The 18,291-nt window shown below is 34.5% G+C and carries 12 protein-coding genes; 7 read left to right on the forward strand and 5 right to left on the reverse strand.

The window, feature by feature from the left end; all coding sequences use genetic code 11:
- The first annotated feature begins 9 nt into the window (after positions 1-9).
- Positions 10-1,623: an amidohydrolase gene (locus FEZ18_RS11495; RefSeq protein WP_153268447.1), complete on the forward strand. Its 1,614-nt coding sequence runs from the start codon at positions 10-12 to the stop codon at positions 1,621-1,623.
- Positions 1,624-1,882: 259 nt separating this feature from the next.
- Here the strand turns inward: FEZ18_RS11495 and FEZ18_RS11500 are convergent, their stop codons facing one another.
- The gene (locus FEZ18_RS11500) at positions 1,883-2,578 is read right to left on the reverse strand and encodes a class I SAM-dependent methyltransferase (RefSeq protein ID WP_153268448.1); all 696 of its coding nucleotides are present in this window, start codon (positions 2,576-2,578) and stop codon (positions 1,883-1,885) included.
- Between the two features lie 2,299 nt (positions 2,579-4,877).
- Here FEZ18_RS11500 and FEZ18_RS11505 point away from each other — a divergent pair.
- Together FEZ18_RS11505 and FEZ18_RS11510 are read left to right on the forward strand one after the other, a co-directional pair.
- Positions 4,878-5,372, forward strand: coding sequence for a YkgJ family cysteine cluster protein (locus tag FEZ18_RS11505; protein ID WP_153268449.1), 495 nt, complete (start codon positions 4,878-4,880; stop codon positions 5,370-5,372).
- 331 nt (positions 5,373-5,703) lie between these two features.
- On the forward strand, positions 5,704-6,537 hold the full coding sequence (locus FEZ18_RS11510; RefSeq protein WP_153268450.1) for a sterol desaturase family protein: 834 nt from the start codon (positions 5,704-5,706) through the stop codon (positions 6,535-6,537).
- On the opposite strand, the gene FEZ18_RS11515 is transcribed toward FEZ18_RS11510, so the two are convergent.
- On the reverse strand, positions 6,534-7,811 hold the full coding sequence (locus FEZ18_RS11515) for an exo-beta-N-acetylmuramidase NamZ domain-containing protein (protein WP_153268451.1): 1,278 nt from the start codon (positions 7,809-7,811) through the stop codon (positions 6,534-6,536). The two genes, FEZ18_RS11510 and FEZ18_RS11515, sit on opposite strands and share 4 nt — an antisense overlap.
- A 5-nt stretch (positions 7,812-7,816) precedes the next feature.
- Between FEZ18_RS11515 and FEZ18_RS11520 the strand changes: the two genes are divergently transcribed.
- A complete protein-coding gene (locus tag FEZ18_RS11520; RefSeq protein ID WP_153268452.1) occupies positions 7,817-9,052 on the forward strand; it encodes an ABC transporter permease in 1,236 nt (411 codons plus the stop codon).
- Positions 9,053-9,291: 239 nt separating this feature from the next.
- On the forward strand, positions 9,292-10,287 hold the full coding sequence (locus FEZ18_RS11525) for a PLP-dependent cysteine synthase family protein (protein WP_153268453.1): 996 nt from the start codon (positions 9,292-9,294) through the stop codon (positions 10,285-10,287).
- Between the two features lie 130 nt (positions 10,288-10,417).
- Here FEZ18_RS11525 and FEZ18_RS11530 read toward each other — a convergent pair whose 3' ends face one another.
- Positions 10,418-11,194, reverse strand: coding sequence for an epimerase (locus FEZ18_RS11530; protein WP_153268454.1), 777 nt, complete (start codon positions 11,192-11,194; stop codon positions 10,418-10,420).
- 312 nt (positions 11,195-11,506) lie between these two features.
- Between FEZ18_RS11530 and FEZ18_RS11535 the strand changes: the two genes are divergently transcribed.
- Positions 11,507-12,019, forward strand: coding sequence for a fasciclin domain-containing protein (locus FEZ18_RS11535; RefSeq protein ID WP_153268455.1), 513 nt, complete (start codon positions 11,507-11,509; stop codon positions 12,017-12,019).
- An 87-nt stretch (positions 12,020-12,106) separates the two neighbouring features.
- On the opposite strand, the gene FEZ18_RS11540 is transcribed toward FEZ18_RS11535, so the two are convergent.
- Together FEZ18_RS11540 and FEZ18_RS11545 are read right to left on the reverse strand one after the other, a co-directional pair.
- Positions 12,107-14,605, reverse strand: a complete 2,499-nt coding sequence (locus tag FEZ18_RS11540; RefSeq protein ID WP_153268456.1) for a M14 metallopeptidase family protein — start codon at positions 14,603-14,605, stop codon at positions 12,107-12,109.
- A 485-nt stretch (positions 14,606-15,090) separates the two neighbouring features.
- Positions 15,091-16,368 carry a metal-dependent hydrolase family protein gene (locus FEZ18_RS11545; protein WP_153268457.1) on the reverse strand — a complete coding sequence of 426 codons (1,278 nt, stop codon included), beginning with the start codon at positions 16,366-16,368 and terminating at the stop codon, positions 15,091-15,093.
- Between the two features lie 327 nt (positions 16,369-16,695).
- Here FEZ18_RS11545 and bshC point away from each other — a divergent pair, with 327 nt between their 5' ends.
- On the forward strand, positions 16,696-18,288 hold the full coding sequence (bshC, locus tag FEZ18_RS11550; RefSeq protein WP_153268458.1) for a bacillithiol biosynthesis cysteine-adding enzyme BshC: 1,593 nt from the start codon (positions 16,696-16,698) through the stop codon (positions 18,286-18,288).
- Positions 18,289-18,291: the final 3 nt, after the last annotated feature.

The raw sequence follows: 18,291 nt of genomic DNA on the forward strand, positions 1-18,291 counted from the left end.
ATTCTAATCATGACAAAACCTCTTTTTCTATTATTCGTAATCCTTATTGTAAGTTGTTCTAAAAAGCAACAAGTGGATTTAATTGTCACAAACGCCAATATTTATACCGTAAATAGTGATTTTGAAACTGCTACCGCTTTCGCGGTTAAGAGCGGAAAATTTGTTGAGGTTGGTCATGCTGAAGACCTGTCGTCAAAATACGAAGCTTCAAATATAGTAGATGCCGAAGGAAAAACTATAGTTCCTGGTTTTATAGATGCGCACTGCCATTTTTTAGGCTTAGGACTTAATAAACAAGCAGTAGATTTGTTTGGTACTAAAAGTTTTGATGAAGTCGTGCAACGCGTTGTTGAGTTTCAATCTGAACACAATTTAGATTTTATTAAAGGTAGTGGTTGGGATCAAAACGATTGGGACGATAAGGTTTTTCCTAACAAAAAGCAGTTAGATGAATTATTTCCTAATACACCAATCTATTTAACGCGAATAGATGGACATGCTATCATTTGTAATCAAGCCGCTTTAAATTTGGGTAATGTCACTAAAGACAGTGAAGTTGATGGCGGCGAAGTGGTTATCGAAAATGGAGAATTAACTGGTGTTTTAGTAGATAACGCCGAACGTTTAGTGCTCGATTATTGGCCAAAAACCACAAAAAAGGATATGGCAAATGCTTTATTAGAAGCACAAAAAATATGTTTCGATTATGGGTTAACTACGGTTGATGATGCTGGTTTAGACAAAGAAGCCATAGAAGTTATTGATAGTTTACAACAAGCAGGCGATTTAAAAATGCGTGTTTATGCTATGGTTTCGGCTTCAGAAGAGAATCTAGATTATTTTTTAAATAAAGGTATTATTAAAACCAATAGGCTTAATGTAAGGTCTTTTAAGTTTTATGCAGATGGTGCTTTGGGTTCAAGAGGGGCTTTATTGAAGGAGCCGTATAGCGATAAACAAGATCACTTAGGTTTGCTATTAACCGATTACCAGACTTTTAGTAGTGCAGCAAAAGCTATAGCCAATTCAGAATACCAAATGAATACCCACGCTATTGGCGATTCTGCAAACCATGCGATTTTAAACGTTTATAAAGAGGTTTTAGAAGGAAAACCCAATAGACGCTGGCGTATAGAGCATGCTCAAATTATTTCGCCAGAAGATTTCGATTTGTTTGATGATATTATTCCATCGGTACAACCAACACACGCCACAAGCGATATGTATTGGGCAGAAGATAGACTGGGTAGTAAACGTATTAAAGGGGCCTACGCTAATAAGGACTTACTCGATAAATACGGAAAGATAGCTTTAGGAACAGATTTCCCTGTGGAGCATGTTAGTCCGTTTTATACCTTTTACGCTTCAGTTGCGCGTCAAGATTTAAAAGGCTATCCAGAAAACGGCTATCAAATTGAAAATGCTTTGAGCAGAGAAGAAACTTTAAAAGGGATGACTATTTGGGCGGCTTATTCTAATTTTGAAGAAGAAGAGAAAGGCAGTATTGAAACGGGTAAGTTAGCCGATTTTATCATATTAGATAAAGACATTATGGAAGTTCCTGTTGAAGACATACCAAATATAAAAGTGCTTAGTACTTTTGTTGATGGTGAAAAAATGTAAGCTATTAAGCTGCTATTTTAAAAAGAAATAGCTGGGTACAGAACAAAAATTACTTAAAGAACTAATATCTGTGAATTTTCGTGACAATTTAAACCTAACATAAGAGGTTTCTAATCTGTTAGGTTTTCGTTAAAAACAGAAATACAGTACTTTTAAAACGATATATTCATATGTGTGCTAAATATATGAAATGAACTGAAAAAATCAGGCTTAAATTTGGAGTGTCTTCCAAAAAATCGACGTTCAGAAAACAGAATAATTAACTCAATCGTGCCAAATAATCAAAATGTTCGCCTTCAATTATCAGTTCACATTTAAGCCCAACAGCGGTACAAGCGGTTAATAAGGTGTTAAAATCCAAATAAAGCCATTTCATTGGGGATTCTTTCTCGCCTTTATACGATAAAAAATAATCGAGTTCACCATAATAGTTGGCATTGGTATCTATCCAAAAACCGCCATCGTCGTCTTCGTACATGTATTTAATGTCTGACGAATCCATTAATATTTGTCCGTTTGGCTTTAATAAACTTTTTAAATGCGATAAATATTTTGAAACTTGTGCTAATTCTTGAAAAATACCCGTTCCATTCATCAGTAGTAAAATGGTATCAAAGCTGTCTGTTTCCTCTAAAATAGGTTTGACTTCAGCTTGTAATACACCACGCTTTTTTGCGACTTGAATAGCGCCATTAGAGATATCAATAGCTTTAACTTTTAGTCCTTTTTCTTGTAAATATAAACTGTGATTTCCTGCACCACAGCCAACATCTAAAACCGTGCCTTTAGCAAGTTTTAAGGCCTGTTGTTCTAGTTTTGGCATGGCTTTATAATCTCGAAATAAATAGGGAATAGGTAGGGTGTCTTCGTCAGAAATATGTGTTGAGGTAATCAGGTCTTCAGAATAATTTCCGTTGTAATAATCTAATAAAGCGTTTCCAAAAAGGTCTTTCATAATTTATGTCATTGCGAGACTTTTTTTAAGTCGCGATAATTGTTTTGTTGTTTCTAAAAGTTGTTACACCGAGTTACACTGAGTTTACACAGAGATACACGGAGTGTTTTGAAAATTTATTATAATAGTGTTTAAATTTTTTAATAATACCTTTTCATAATTTACGTCATTGCGAGACTTTTTTTAAGTCGCGATAATTGTTTTATTGTTTCTAAAAGTTGTTACACCGAGTTACGCTGAGTTTACACAGAGATTCAGAGAGCGTTTTAAATATAAAACATGGTAGCACTTAAAAATCTAATCATTTCCAAAAAGGTCTTTCATAATTTATGTCATTGCGAGACTTTTTTTAAGTCGCGATAATTGTTTTATTGTTTCTAAAAGTTGTTACACCGAGTTACACTGAGTTTACACAGAGATACACGGAGCGTTTTAAATATAAATTATGGTAGCATTTAAAATCTAATCATTACCAAAAAGGTCTTTCATAATTTACGTCATTGCGAGACTTTTTTTAAGTCGCGGCAATCTTTTGTTTAAGCGTTACAATTTTAAATTTTATTTCAGTTATACTTCATTTGTGATGGCTAAAACACGTTTCATATTCCACGTCATTGCGAGACTTTTTTTAAGTCGCGGCAATCTTTTGTTTAAGCGTTACAATTTTAAATTTTATTTCAGTTATATTTCATTTGTGATGGCTAAAACACGTTTCATATTCCACGTCATTACGAGACTTTTTTTCAAGTCTAAGTAATCTTTTGTTTAAGCGTTACAATTTTAAAAACTATTTCAATCATATTTCCTTTGTAATGGCAAAACCAACTTTCATAATTCCCTTCATTGCGAGACTTTTTTCAAGTCGTGGCAATCTTTTGTTTTGTTGTTTCTAAAAGTTGTTACACCGAGTTACACTGAGTTTACACAGAGATACACGGAGCGTTTTAAATAGAAATTATGGTAGCACTTAAAAATCTAATCATTTCCAAAAAGGTCTTTCATAATTTACGTCATTGCGAAACTTTTTTTAAGTCGCGGCAATCTTTTGTTTAAGCGTTACAATTTTAAATTTTATTTCAGTTATACTTCATTTGTGATGGCTAAAACACGTTTCATATTCCACGTCATTGCGAGACTTTTTTTAAGTCGCGGCAATCTTTTGTTTAAGCGTTACAATTTTAAATTTTATTTCAGTTATATTTCATTTGTGATGGCTAAAACACGTTTCATATTCCACGTCATTACGAGACTTTTTTTCAAGTCTAAGTAATCTTTTGTTTAAGCGTTACAATTTTAAAAACTATTTCAATGATATTTCCTTTGTAATGGTAAAACCAACTTTCATATTTTACGTCATTGCGAGACTTTTTTCAAGTCGTGGCAATCTTTTGTTTTGTTGTTTCTAAAAGTTGTTACACCGAGTTACGCTGAGTTTACACAGAGATACACGGAGCGTTTTAAATAGAAATTATGGTAGCACTTAAAAATCTAATCATTTCCAAAAAGGTCTTTCATAATTTACGTCATTGCGAAACTTTTTTTAAGTCGCGGCAATCTTTTGTTTAAGCGTTACAATTTTAAAAACTATTTCAATGATATTTCCTTTGTAATGGCAAAACCAACTTTCATAATTTACGTCATTGCGAGACTTTTTTTAAGTCGCGGCAATCTTTTGTTTTGTTGTTTCTAAAAGTTGTTACACCGAGTTACACTGAGTTTACACAGAGATACACGGAGTGTTTTGAAAATTTATTATAATAGTGTTTAAATTTTTTAATAATACCTTTTCATAATTTACGTCATTACGAGACTTTTTTTTAAGTCGCGGCAATCTTTTGTTTAAGCGTTACAATTTTAAAAACTATTTCAATCATATTTCCTTTGTAATGGCAAAACCAACTTTCATATTTTACGTCATTGCGAGACTTTTTTTAAGTCGGGGCAATCTTTTGTTTTGTTGTTTCTAAAAGTTGTTACACTGAGTTTACACAGAGATACACGGAGCGTTTTAAATAGAAATTATGGTAGCACTTAAAAATCGAATCATCCCCAAAAACACCTTTCATAATTTACGTCATTGCGAGACTTTTTTCAAGTCGTGGCAATCTTTTGTTTAAGCGTTGCAATTTTAAAAACTATTTCAATGATATTTCCTTTGTAATGGCAAAACCAACTTTCATAATTCCCGTCATTACGATACTTTTTTTAAGTCTTGGCAATCTCTTGTTTCAGCCTTACAATTTAAAAAATATTCTCAGTCCTACTTCATCTGTAATGGCGAAAACACTACTTTTGCGCCATGGAAAACACGATAAAAACGCTTCCAAAACGCGCCAAAGATAAGCATAACGAAAACAAAAAATTCTTTAAAAAGCTTAAAAAAAAGCCACCAAAGAATTTGGACTATGTCATGCAAGAACTACACGATAACGAGTTTGAAAAAACCGAATGCTTAACTTGTGCCAATTGCTGCAAAACCACAGGTCCCTTATTTACCAACAAAGATATTGATAGAATAGCCAAACATTTTAGGCAAAAACCACAGCAATTTATAAACCAGTTTTTACGAATTGATGAAGATAACGATTACGTTCTGCAAACGGTACCTTGTACTTTTTTAGGTGCAGATAATTATTGCTCTATTTATGAGGTACGACCAAAGGCTTGCCGTGAATTTCCGCATACCGATAGAAAAAAATTTCAGCAAATCTCAAATCTAACCTTGAAAAATGTAGCCATGTGTCCTGCGGCTTTTAATATTGTTGAGGCTATGAAAAAGCGTATTAAAGTTTAGTTTCAGTTTTTATTTTTACTTCTATGTTAATAATTAATGGTGTATCTGTTTGGTGTCATTCTCGTAAAAAAATCAGCGTTACCTGGCAGCCGGCAGGTCTGCGTTATCCATAGGAAATAAATAGAATTTTTCCGCAGATTGGGCTGATTTATGCAGAAGAAAAACAAAGTTTTGTTCTTATAATGAAATTAGAGACGTCCCTTTAAAGTTACAAAGGATCGAATTATGATGTTTTATCACCAAAAAACAACAAAAGATTTACTGATAAAATTTGAGAATTAATGTTTTTGAAAAAAATTATTTTTTATCTTTAGAGACAGATCTTTATTTAATGGAAGCATTTTTAAACTATTTTGAGACCATTCCGGCTTTACATCGAGGCTTAATTATTGTTGGCGGATTAAGCTTATTTTGGCTTCTAGAAGGGGCCATGCCCTTATTTAATTTTAAGTATAAAAAATGGAAACACGCCATTCCCAATATCTTTTTCACCTTAACCACGGTGCTTGTTAATTTGCCTATGGCGTTCCTTTTGTTATGGACTGCCGATTGGACCTTAGCTAATAATTTTGGGATACTAAACTGGTTACCAGAAATGACATTAGGTATTTATATTTTTTTAGGGGTGTTGTTTATGGACTTTTTTGGAGCTTATTTACCACATCTAATAGAGCATAAAACACCTGTGTTATGGAAAGTACATTTGGTACATCACTCAGACCATAAGGTTGATGCCACCACAGCCAATAGACACCACCCAATCGAGAGTCTTATTAGGTATTTATTCACGTTACTCGGTGTGGTTATTATTGGGGCGCCCATTGGTATTGTTATGTTGTATCAATCGTTATCGATTGTGGCAACACAGTTTTCACACTCCAATATTAGCATACCCAAAAAAGTAGATAAACTTATAAGTTATGTGTTGGTATCGCCCAATATGCACAAGGTACATCACCATTATAAAATGCCGTTTACAGATTCTAATTACGGTAATATTTTTTCGATATGGGATAGGCTGTTAGGCACATATATGGAACTTGATACCGATAAGATTGTTTACGGCGTTGATGTTTTTCCAGATGAAAAAGCAAACAGTAGCATTAAAAATTTACTGAAACAACCATTTCAGGACTATCAAAATCCGATTAAAACTGAAAATTAATCGTAAATTAGATATTTTGCTCTCGTTTTTTTAAAGGCCGTTATATCTTCTTGCCAAGTGGCTCTAATAGCCGCTTCGCTAAGACCTGCTTCAATTTGTTTTTGTATTTTTTCGGTGCCTGCATGTCTTGTAAATCCGTTGGTGATAAAAAACAAAGACTTATCGGTCGAATTATTATAAGCCTTGATAATCCATTTTAAGGTCATAATCCTATCAATAGTTTCATCTTTTAAATCTTCACCATAGCACACCTCGTTTTTGTGTTTCGGATTTTTAGCACCAAAATTCTCAATAGGCGTGTAGCTAAATTTAAAAAAAGTGCTGTCTAAAAATGGTGCACCGTAGCGTTGAAATTGAAACTCTGTACCGCGACCAGCATTTACGTTTGTACCTTCAAAAAGTCCTAAACTTGGGTAGAGTTTAATAGATTGGTCGTTTGGTAAATTTGGTGAAGGCCTTATGGGTAAACTGTAAAAGGTGTCGTGTGTATAGTGCTTAACAGGTATAATGTTTATATCGCATTTTAAGTTATTCGGCAACCAATTTTCACCATTTACCATTTGCGCATATTCACCAATAGTCATACCATGAACTAGGGGGATGGGGTGCATACCAATAAAACTTTTATGTTCAATTTCTAGGGTGGGGCCATCAACATAATGGCCATTTGGGTTGGGTCTATCTAATATAATTAGGGGAATTTTGCCTTCGGCACAAGCCTCCATAATATAGTGTAAAGTCGAAATGTAAGTATAAAAACGAACACCAACATCTTGAATATCAAAAATCATCACATCTAAATCTTCAAGATGTTCGGCCTGCGGCTTTCTGTTTTTTGCGCCGTATAGAGACACCACTGGCAAATTAGTTTTAGTATCTATACCATCTTTAACGACCTCACCAGCATCGGCAGTACCACGAAAGCCATGTTCTGGTGCAAATACCTTTTTAATGCTAATGTTTAAAGCCATTAGGGAATCTACTAAATGGGTGTAGTTTTTATTTTTAGAATGTGGTTTGCGGTCTTTAAAAATTACCGATGTTTGGTTGGCAACAATACCAACACGTTTACCTTTAAGTAAATGTAAATAGTTTTCGGTTTGATTGGCACCAACAATAATAGGGTCTTGGTTTTGAGCCGTTTTATGCAAGTCTTGCACTTGCGTACCCATAGTATCTTTATTTTTCGATTTGCTTCCGCAAGAAATCATTAAAATAAACCCGATAATTATTGGGATTAAAACTGTATTTTTGAAACCGTTAATTAGCATCATATAAATTGAATTACGAGTTTTTTATAGCAAAACGCATTATTGGTAGTAAAGCGTATAAAAGTAGCATATCTGCACCAATAATAAAAATTGGTATTGCGGCGATTACTATTGGTATGGTGGTCATGATGATTGCTATTGCCACAGGTATTGGCTTGCAGCAAAAAATACGTGATAAAGTGGTGGCTTTTAATGGGCATGTAAATATCACCAATTACGACAGTAATAACTCGCAAGAAAGCTTGTTTCCCATTTCTAAAAACCAAGACTTTTACCCAGATTTTAAAAGCGTTGAGGGTATTGCGCATATCCAAGCGATAGCCACAAAATTTGGGGTAATTCGAACCGAAACCGATTTTGAAGGCGTTATTTTAAAAGGGGTTGGACCCGATTATAATTGGCGTTATTTTAAGGAGTTTTTAATAGAAGGCCAACTTCCAGATTATAGCGATACACGTAATGAAGACGTTTTAATTTCACAATATCTGGCCAATCGATTGCAATTTAATTTGAACGATACCTTCCAGATGGTGTTTAAAAAAGACGATCCCAATGCCATACCAAACATCATAACCTACAAGGTTGTTGGAATTTATAACTCAGGTTTTCAAGATTTTGATAAACAGTACCTTTTAGGCGATATTCGCCATTTACAGCGTATAAATCGTTGGGGAAAAGACCAAATAGGGAGTTTTGAGGTTTTTATAGACGATTATGATGAGCTTGAGAAAAAAGGCACCGAAATTTATCAAAATACACCCTCCACTTTAAACACGCAAACCGTGGTCGAGAAGTACTATTCTATACTGGAATGGATTAAAATTTTCGATAAAAATATATATGGCATCATTGGCATCATGATACTTGTAGCGGGTATAAACATGATCACGGCCTTGCTGGTTTTAATACTGGAGCGCACACAAATGATTGGTGTTTTAAAAGCCTTAGGGAGTAACAATTGGAGTATCCGAAAGCTCTTTCTTTACAACGCCTCCTATCTTATTATTTTAGGCTTATTTTGGGGTAATATTTTAGGATTAGGTTTGTTATTTGCTCAAAAGTATTTCGGAATATTTAAGTTAGACCCGAGTACATATTATGTTTCCGAAGCCCCAGTTTACATCAGTTTAGATTATATTTTGGCTTTAAATTTAGGCACCCTTATATTGTGTTTGCTCATGCTTTTAATTCCCACCTACATCATTACCAAAATATCGCCAGTAAAAGCCATTCGTTTCGAATAATAATTTGGGCGTTTTAACACGCTTTCACTACTCAATCTTTTTAAAAAGAGCCTTACTAAATAAGCGGCTTGGGTATGTTTTTTATATGCGGTACTGCACCAAGTTATCTACTATTTTGTTTTTAAAAAGGATTTCAAACAGGCCGTTCAATCGTTAACGCAATTTACAACAGGTTTTAATATTATCGGTCTTAAAAAAACTAAAAACAATAGCTTAAATTTGTACTATAAAAACAGAGTATGCAATACGCCAAAAACATATTAGAAACCATTGGGAACACGCCGTTAGTCAAGCTTAATGTATTAACAAAAGACTTGCCGTGTCTAGTCTTATCAAAATACGAAACCTTTAATCCGGGTAATTCTACAAAAGATAGAATGGCATTAAAAATGATTGAAGATGCCGAGGCCGACGGGCGCTTAAAACCTGGAGGCACCATTATAGAAGGCACTTCTGGAAATACTGGCATGGGCTTAGCTTTGGCCGCCATTGTAAAAGGCTATAAATGTATTTTTGTGATTAGTGATAAGCAGTCTAAAGAAAAAATGGATATTCTACGCGCAGTAGGCGCACAAGTTGTGGTGTGTCCCACCAATGTAGAGCCTACAGACGCGCGAAGTTATTATTCGGTATCCAAACGCTTAAGCGAAGAGACGCCTAACTCCTGGTATGTTAATCAGTACGATAACCCCAGTAACACCTTGGCACATTACGAGAGCACAGGACCAGAAATTTGGAAGCAAACCAACGGTAAAGTCACCCATTTTGTTGTGGGCGTAGGCACAGGCGGTACCATTTCGGGGGTTGGTAGATATCTAAAAGAACAAAATCCAGATATTAAAATCTGGGGTGTCGACACTTATGGTTCGGTATTTAAAAAATATCATGAAACTGGTGTGTTCGACAAAAACGAAATTTACCCCTATATCACCGAGGGTATTGGTGAAGATATTTTACCTGAAAATGTAGATTTTGGTGTTATTGACGGTTTTACTAAGGTAACCGATAAAGATGCGGCTATCTATACTCAGAAATTAGCCAAGGAAGAAGGGATGTTTTTGGGAAATTCGGCAGGCGCTGCCATAAAAGGGGTGCTACAACTAAAAGAACATTTTGCAAAAGATGATGTTGTCGTGGTATTGTTTCACGACCACGGTAGCCGCTACGTCGCTAAAATGTATAACGACGATTGGATGCGTGAACAAGGGTTTATCGAAGCCCCAGAAACGCAGTAGTATTACACGAACCTTTTGCTATAACTCATAAGTTTACTTTACCAATTTAAAGCGTTTTTGTATTTATTAATTCTAAAATTTAAAAACCTTATGAATGCTACTTACAAGAATCACTTGTAATATTAGCGGCTTATTCTAAATGAAAGGTCATCGGATTCGGGTAGGTAAACCTATATTCTAATTCGGTTTGCAGTTTATCAGATTGCACCCGTCTTCCAAATGAATCATCAATCTCCTCATGGGCTTTATCGCCTTTTTGATAGCTAATCACTGCACTTTTAGTAGGGTGTAGTGGCGCCACTACGTTATATGTTTTATTAGAAATCTTTAAGGCAATCATTTTTTCAATGATGTTACAAATATCGACATAGTGCACGTGGTTTACCACCTGATTCAAATTCGAGACCTTATAGTTACTAAAAACTCTGTTGGCACCCATTAATCCGCCTAAACGTAGAATATTAATTTGTGGATACCGTTCTCTCATAAAACGTTCAACAAATAAAATACTGGGGTTAAGGTCTTTTTCTGTAAAGGTGGTTTCTGTGATTTCGATATCTGTTTGGGGATAAATACCAATGGAACTCATTAAAAATACTTGCTTGTCAAAATTATCGATAAATAAGGATAAATTTGAGAATCTGTTTTTTAGAAGCGTTATGCTTGTTCGTTTAGAAAACGGTACGGTAATAATGAGGCTATCGATTTCATGTAATCGCTCCCAATAGTTATGGTTTTCGATAATGTCGGAATCCAAAAAATTAATAAGCGTCGGATTAAGACCTAAATCTTGGAGGTGATTTTCTTTGGTTTTCGAGGTGGTTGTTACAAAAATATCGTGCTCTTGTTTTAGGTGCTTTGCAATTTTTAAGCCTAGCCAACCACAACCTATAATCCCTATTGTCATATTAAAGTGCTATTTGTGAGGTAAATTAATGTAAAGAAGTTAATAATGCAATTATTGTTTTTTTAACAGGCTTTTGGTTATTTAACAGCGTCTCGAGTCTCCAATTCATTTAAAAAAAATCGGTGAGATTTTACATTGTTTCAGAGCGAAAATTCTAACTATACGTATCAAACCTTAAGGTGTCGTAACCTATTAAAAAACGAATATATTATAAAATCATTATATTTTGTTTAATAAAAACATTAAATAATTAAACAAAACAAAAACTATTCATTATATTTACACAAATCGAATACTTAAAAAATATAAATTATGAAAAAGTTAGCTTTTATTTTAACCATGACACTGTCTTTAGCCTTCTCAAAAAATACTTTGGCTCAAGGAACTATAGTTGATGTTGCTGTAGGAAATGAGAATTTTTCAACTTTAGTTACGGCATTAACGGCGGCCGAGCTAGTGTCGGCGCTTCAAGGTGATGGGCCTTTTACCGTTTTTGCTCCCACAAACGATGCTTTTGCTAAAATCGACTCGGCCACATTAAATTCTTTATTAGAGCCAGAAAATAAAAAGGCTTTAGCCAATATTTTAACCTACCACGTTGTTTCTGGTAAGTTAGTAGCTACCGATGTTGTAGCCGCTTTAAAGAAAGGTGACGGCACTGTAGAATTAGAAGCCTTAAATGGTGAAACCTTAACAGTGGTACAAAAAGACGATAAAATCCTATTGAAAGACGCTGCGGGAAACCATAGCGAAATTGTGGCCACCGATGTTATGGGGAGCAATGGGGTAATTCACGTTATTGATACCGTAGTAATGCCAGAATAATCAATTAGTTATTGAATATTTAAAATGATAAAGCCTCGGGAGAATTCGAGGCTTTTTCTTGATGCTAGTTTTTATGAAGCTGTTAACCTATAGCTCAACCGCATTATTATTCACAAAAAAGATAGCGTTGGCTAAAAATAGTTTTCCGTTTTCCCAAAAGCCTCTAAACACCACATCGTCTACCATATAAATCATACTGCCTTTACCAATACGTTCTTCGCCAAAAATTAATGAATGGTTTAGCTTTTTCAAGGTCTTACTCCCGACAAATCCAGAAACTTGTAAAGGATTATCACCTAAATACGCCACATTAAAGTTAGAATCGCCTAATAATTTATAAGAGCTGCTACCTAGCTTGAGCGAGTAATACGTGTCACCATAGCCAAAAGCCATAGGGTGTGTATTATCTACTTTTGTTTTAAAAATAGCCCCAGAAATCATGTTTTTTACAGCCTCACGCTCTCTATTGGCATAAGGTATTAGGTTGCTGCTATCTTTTGCCTTGTTATTGGTTTCGTTCTTTTTTAGCTTAAAGCCTTTTTTGCCTGCAAAAGCACTCATCGCGTTACCTATAGCGATAACTTTACCACCTTTGGCAACCCATGATTTTAATTTATTTAAACCTTTTTCATTTAAAATAGGCTTGTAATTTCCACTAGGCAGGATAAGTATATCAAATTTATTGATGTTGAAAGTATTAAAATTCTCGGTATTAATAGCAGTAACAGGGTAGTGTAATTGCTTCTCGAAAAAGTGCCAAAGCGCACCGTAGTTTAAAGAGGAGGTACCTTTGCCCGAAAGCATGGCAATTTTCTGTTTGTTAACCAATTTAATATCTGGTGATCCAAAATCGGGCCCACTTGTGGAAAAGCCTGAGGCTACAGCATGTAATTTTCGTCGATAGGTGTTGGCTGTCTTTAATAGCTTAGCTTCAAAATTATTTATGGTTTTATTATCACCTTTTACAATGATTAAGGATCCGCTGTTAAAGGTTTTTCCATCGGTTTTTAAGGGTTTCTCGGTAAACCTAACTTTAATATTCTGTTTTAGTAAATCAGCTAAAAATTCGGCATCCTTTAGGTGGTTCCACCTAACTATATAACCCGTTGCCGTTTCGCTTAGGGTATTTTTAAGTTCACTTGGTTGGGTGGTTTTCGTAGCTATTAGTTTATTACTGGCAACAGCATTTAAGCCATATGCATAGGGTAAACTCCAGGCTGTAATATCGTAAGTTAACGAATCGCTTAATTTGGCATTTGGCTCAAAAAGCACTTTTACCATTTTGCCTTTGGGTTGGTTGGTGCTCACTACTAAATCTTCCGATGTTGCGTTAATTCTCCCTTGGGAAGATGTGGCATAATGGTAACCGTTCACTCTTCCGCCTTGAGCGAAACCATAATTAATGTCGTGTTTATCTAAGAACTGGGTTAGCGATTTAATTTTATCGGCATCGCCTTGCATGACGTAGCTTTTATATTTTAAATTGGCAGTATTAAAGAATTTTTTAAACTCCGTATTTAACGCCTTAGCATGTTTTGAAGCCATTTCTACCGTCGATAAACCTGCAGAGGTATGGTGTTTAATGCGGTCTACAAGCGTTAAAACTTCACCTTCGTCGTTTAAAATACCTAAGCCTGCGCGTCCGTGTCCGGCCTGCTCGTAAGTCATTCCAATTGCTCCCAGATACGTTGGGTAGGTGTCTCCATAACTAGGGTAAAATAAATCGAAACGCTCTCGAGTAAAGTACAACCAGCCTTCAGCATCGAAATATTTTGCATTGTTTTTACCAATCTGAGTTTGGAAATCGCGCTGCCAATCGGTAATAATTTCATGAAAAGGTTCTGCTGCCGGCGCAAAATAATACGGCTCGTTTATGCCTTGCTCATGAAAATCGACATGAATATGTGGCAACCATTTATTGTATAATTTTAGTCTTGAGGTCGTTTCAATTTGTGTAGCCCAAGCCCAATCTCTATTCAAATCGAAAAGATAATGGTTTGGTCTGCCACTTGGCCAAGGCTCATGATGTTCGCTGGCTTGTTGACTAATATTGTAAGGTGTACTTGCGGTTTGGTTATACCAATTAACGTAGCGGTCGCGTCCGTCTGGATTTAAGGCAGGGTCTATAATGACTACAGTATTTTTTAACCAATCTTGTTTTTCGGTTAAAAGGGTGTAGATGGTTTCCATGGCAGACTCGGTAGCAGAAGCCTCGTTGCCGTGTACATTGTAGCTTAACCAAATTATGGCAACATCAGGTGATGTTGAATCACCGTCTATTACACCAGCATTTTTTAGATTATTAAGACGAATGGTTTCAATGTTTTTTAAATTTTCTTCTGATGAAATATATGCCACCATAAGGGGTCTGCGTTCGTAAGTCTGGCCGTATTGTTCAAGTTTTACTTGATTTTTATGCGCCTTTGAAACATGTTCAAAATAACTAACCACCTGATGGTGTCTAGTAAATTGAGTGCCTAAATCGTAGCCTAAAAATGCTGAAGGCGATTGAAGATTTTGAGAATTAACCGAAATGGTTACTACCAAAAAAGTTAGAACGAAAAACGGACGTAAAAAACGTTTCATAATATAAAGTATAAGATTGAAGGTAGCGAATTTACCCAATTTGTTTAAAAGATAAATGCTTTTACCTATTTTTAAAATTGAAAATATAGGAAAGGAGTATTGCACCTAGTTTTTAATTAAATAGACAAGAGAATTATCTTCCGTTCTGTAATATGGTTTGTCTTTTGTAGCTTATTTATTAATAAGATAATTTCTGTTGCACCAAATATCAATGTTTAATTAATCATTTTAAGAAAAAGACTTCATTTTTTTTTTTTTTTAAGTTAAATATTTGTATTTTCAGTCTTTATTGGTTTCGTTCGAGTTAAAAAACTATTTTTTGAAACGTAAATTTTGAGCAAAATACTTAAGTTAGACATGTTCTACATTTTCAAAAAAAAATAAATCCATATAATATTGCTGCTAATTTTAATATTTTCAAGAATTAAGAAGAAGATTTTTTTATGATTGTAAATCTTATCTAAGTCAGTATTTAAATGGAAGTATCAGTTTTTAATTACTTTCCCATCTTTCATTACAAAATATATATTTTCCATAGTTTTAATATTTTCAGTAGGATCATCATCTGTAGCAACAATATCTGCAATAAAGCCAGTTGTAATTTGGCCAATTTCATTTTCCATATTTAATAGTTTTGCATTTGTAATGGTTGCAGACTGGATGGCCTCTAGAGCAGGCATTCCGGCTTCTACCATATAACCAAACTCTTTACCGTTTTCACCATGATTAAAGACGCCAGCATCTGTGCCAAAGGCAATACCAACCCCTTTGTTGTAAGCTTTTCCAAAAGTACTCTGTATTTTTGGACCAATAGCTAAAGCCTTAGGAACAATAATATCGGGGAAATAACCTTTAATTTTGGCATTTTCTTCAACCGATTTTCCTGCAGTTATTGTAGGTACGTAATAGACGTCATGTTTTTTCATAAGGTCCATTGTTTTTTCGCTCATCATAGTGCCATGCTCAATAGTTTTAACACCACCTAAAATAGCTCTTTGCATGCCTTCATCGCCGTGGGCGTGTGCCGCTACATGCATACCATAATCTTTAGCAGTTTCTGTAATGGCTTTAATTTCTTCAACAGTAAATTGAGGATTTTGTCCATTCTTAGCAACACTAAGTACACCACCTGTTGCAGTGATTTTAATTAAATCAGCACCATTTTTATAGCGCTGTCTAACAGCTTTTCTCGCCTCTTCAATACTATTAATAACCCCATCTTTAGGCCCAGGATTACCCATAAGTTCTTTTCTTCTGCCGTTGGTTGGGTCTGCATGACCACCTGTGGTTGCCAAAGATTTCTCAGAAGTAAAAATTCTTGGTCCAATAACTTTTCCTTGATTAATAGCATTACGTAAGGAAACATTTACGCCAGTTCCTCCAAGATCTCTAACTGTTGTAAAGCCTGCCATTAATGTAGATTTTGCATAAACTTGTGCGTTGTAAGCAATATCAGCATCATTTAGAACAAAAGGTTGAATATATCGTTTTGGATTCATTTCACCTTCAAGATGCACATGCATATCAATAAGTCCAGGCATTACTGTTTTTGATTTTAAATCAATAACTTGATCTTCTGCTGATTTCGGATTAATATATCCTGATTTCACGTCTAATATTTTATCATCTGTAACAATAATGGTCATTTCTTTTTGAATTTCACCTTTTTTAGTGTCAATCAATTTTCCGCAATGCAAATACGTGCTTTGTGCAGATAATAAAAAAGTAAATAATAGTGTGAAAGTGGTTAGAAGTATTTTCATAATATTTGTTTATAAAGTCTTATGGTAAGCGTATTATCTTAAAAATACGTAGATGTAATTTGATTAGTAAATTTACGAAAATTGATTAGAATCACTAATTTTGATCTAAAATAATGTAAAAATTGATAATGCAGACGTAAACCCATTATCTAGAATTATTTTGAATCTTTAAAATAAAAAGTCTTGTTAAAGGTTTTAGAGAAGAACTAAAAAAACGACTAAAGAAAGTAAAATACCCCAATTTGTATAAAAGATAAATGCTTTAACGTATTTTTTACAATGATAAAAATGGAATAACTGTATATTTACATAATTTTTAAAGTTAATATGCAGCAAAATTATATTCCGTTTAAAGATACCGGTTATTTTTCACCGTTAATAACTGATTATTTGGATGAAAAAGATGAATTAAAACCGTTTTATAATCGTTTTCCAAAGCTTGAGAACTTTAAAGCGCAAGTAGAGGAAAAACAACAATCGTTTTCAGCCAATTCTCGAGCTGTTTTGGCGGCACGCTTAGAACATCAATACAAAAATATAGAGGCATCAAAATCCACCTTAAAGAATATAGAATTATTAAAAGCCGATAATACGTTTACGATTACCACAGGGCATCAGCTTAATTTATTTACAGGGCCTTTGTATTTTCTGTATAAAATAATTTCAACAATAAATCTAACTACGCAGCTAAAAGAACGCTATCCTAACTACAATTTCGTCCCAATATATTGGATGGCGACGGAGGATCACGATTTTGAAGAAATTAATTACTTTAATTTTAAAGGCAAAAAAATACAGTGGAATACAACATCACAAGGTGCGGTTGGTGGATTATCTACCAACGGATTAGATAGGGTTTTAGACTTGTTTTCTAAAGACCTTGGTCATGGTCAAAATGCCGATTTTTTAAAAACACTCTTTGAAAACGCCTACGTAAAACATGATAATTTAAGCACTGCAACACATTATTTGGCCAACCAATTGTTTAAAGCTTATGGTTTGGTCATTATAGATGCCAATGATGCGTCTTTAAAAGAACAATTTACACCATTTATTGAAAATGAGTTGTTAAATAGTACATCGTATAAAACGGTTGCTGCTACCAATACACAACTTGAAAAAACCTATAATATTCAGGTTAACCCAAGAGAAATTAATCTGTTTTATTTAAAAGAAAATTTACGCGAACGTCTTGTTTTTGAAAACGGACTTTATAAAGTGAATAATACGGCTATTACGTTCACAAAAGACGCTATTTTAGATGAAGTAAAACAGCATCCCGAACGGTTTTCGCCAAATGTGATTATGCGGCCCTTATACCAAGAAGTTATCTTGCCAAACCTGTGTTATATTGGTGGCGGTGGCGAATTATCGTACTGGTTGCAGTTAAAACCGTTTTTTGATGCGGTTAAAGTGCCCTTTCCTATTTTGTTATTGCGTAACTCGGTTTTAATTCAAAACGAAAAGCAGCAAGAAAAGCTCAAGAAATTAAAGATATCGAAAGCAGACTTGTTTTTACAACCCGATGCCTTTATTAATAAAAAGGTAAGACAGATTTCGGATATTGACATCGATTTTTCGCCTCAAAAAGAACAGCTTAACAAGCAATTTCTGGCATTATACGAATTGGCAGCACAAACCGATAAGAGTTTTTTAGGTGCCGTAAAAGCTCAAGAAGTTAAACAATTAAAAGGCTTAGATCATCTTGAAAAACGTCTGCTTAAAGCCCAAAAACGAAAATTGGCAGATCAAGTTTCTAGAATGCGCGACCTTCAAAGGGACTTATTCCCTAATGGCAGTTTGCAAGAACGAAACAGTAATTTCTCGGAGTTTTATCTGGAATATGGAGATTCCTTAATCGCGAATTTAGTTACAAGTTTACAGCCTCTAAAAAACGAATTTTTAATACTTAGTTTATAGCCA

The organism is Oceanihabitans sp. IOP_32 (assembly GCF_009498295.1).
GTDB classification, from domain to species: Bacteria; Bacteroidota; Bacteroidia; order Flavobacteriales; family Flavobacteriaceae; genus Wocania; species Wocania indica.

Excerpts from the sequence above, each read along its gene's own strand:
- FEZ18_RS11495 (WP_153268447.1), top strand. The coding sequence starts at position 10 with ATGACAAAACCTCTTTTTCTATTATTCGTAATCCTTATTGTAAGTTGT.
- FEZ18_RS11500 (WP_153268448.1), bottom strand. The coding sequence starts at position 2,578 with ATGAAAGACCTTTTTGGAAACGCTTTATTAGATTATTACAACGGAAAT.
- FEZ18_RS11505 (WP_153268449.1), top strand. The coding sequence starts at position 4,878 with ATGGAAAACACGATAAAAACGCTTCCAAAACGCGCCAAAGATAAGCAT.
- FEZ18_RS11510 (WP_153268450.1), top strand. The coding sequence starts at position 5,704 with ATGGAAGCATTTTTAAACTATTTTGAGACCATTCCGGCTTTACATCGA.
- FEZ18_RS11515 (WP_153268451.1), bottom strand. The coding sequence starts at position 7,811 with ATGATGCTAATTAACGGTTTCAAAAATACAGTTTTAATCCCAATAATT.
- FEZ18_RS11525 (WP_153268453.1), top strand. The coding sequence starts at position 9,292 with ATGCAATACGCCAAAAACATATTAGAAACCATTGGGAACACGCCGTTA.
- FEZ18_RS11530 (WP_153268454.1), bottom strand. The coding sequence starts at position 11,194 with ATGACAATAGGGATTATAGGTTGTGGTTGGCTAGGCTTAAAAATTGCA.
- FEZ18_RS11535 (WP_153268455.1), top strand. The coding sequence starts at position 11,507 with ATGAAAAAGTTAGCTTTTATTTTAACCATGACACTGTCTTTAGCCTTC.
- FEZ18_RS11540 (WP_153268456.1), bottom strand. The coding sequence starts at position 14,605 with ATGAAACGTTTTTTACGTCCGTTTTTCGTTCTAACTTTTTTGGTAGTA.
- FEZ18_RS11545 (WP_153268457.1), bottom strand. The coding sequence starts at position 16,368 with ATGAAAATACTTCTAACCACTTTCACACTATTATTTACTTTTTTATTA.
- bshC (WP_153268458.1), top strand. The coding sequence starts at position 16,696 with ATGCAGCAAAATTATATTCCGTTTAAAGATACCGGTTATTTTTCACCG.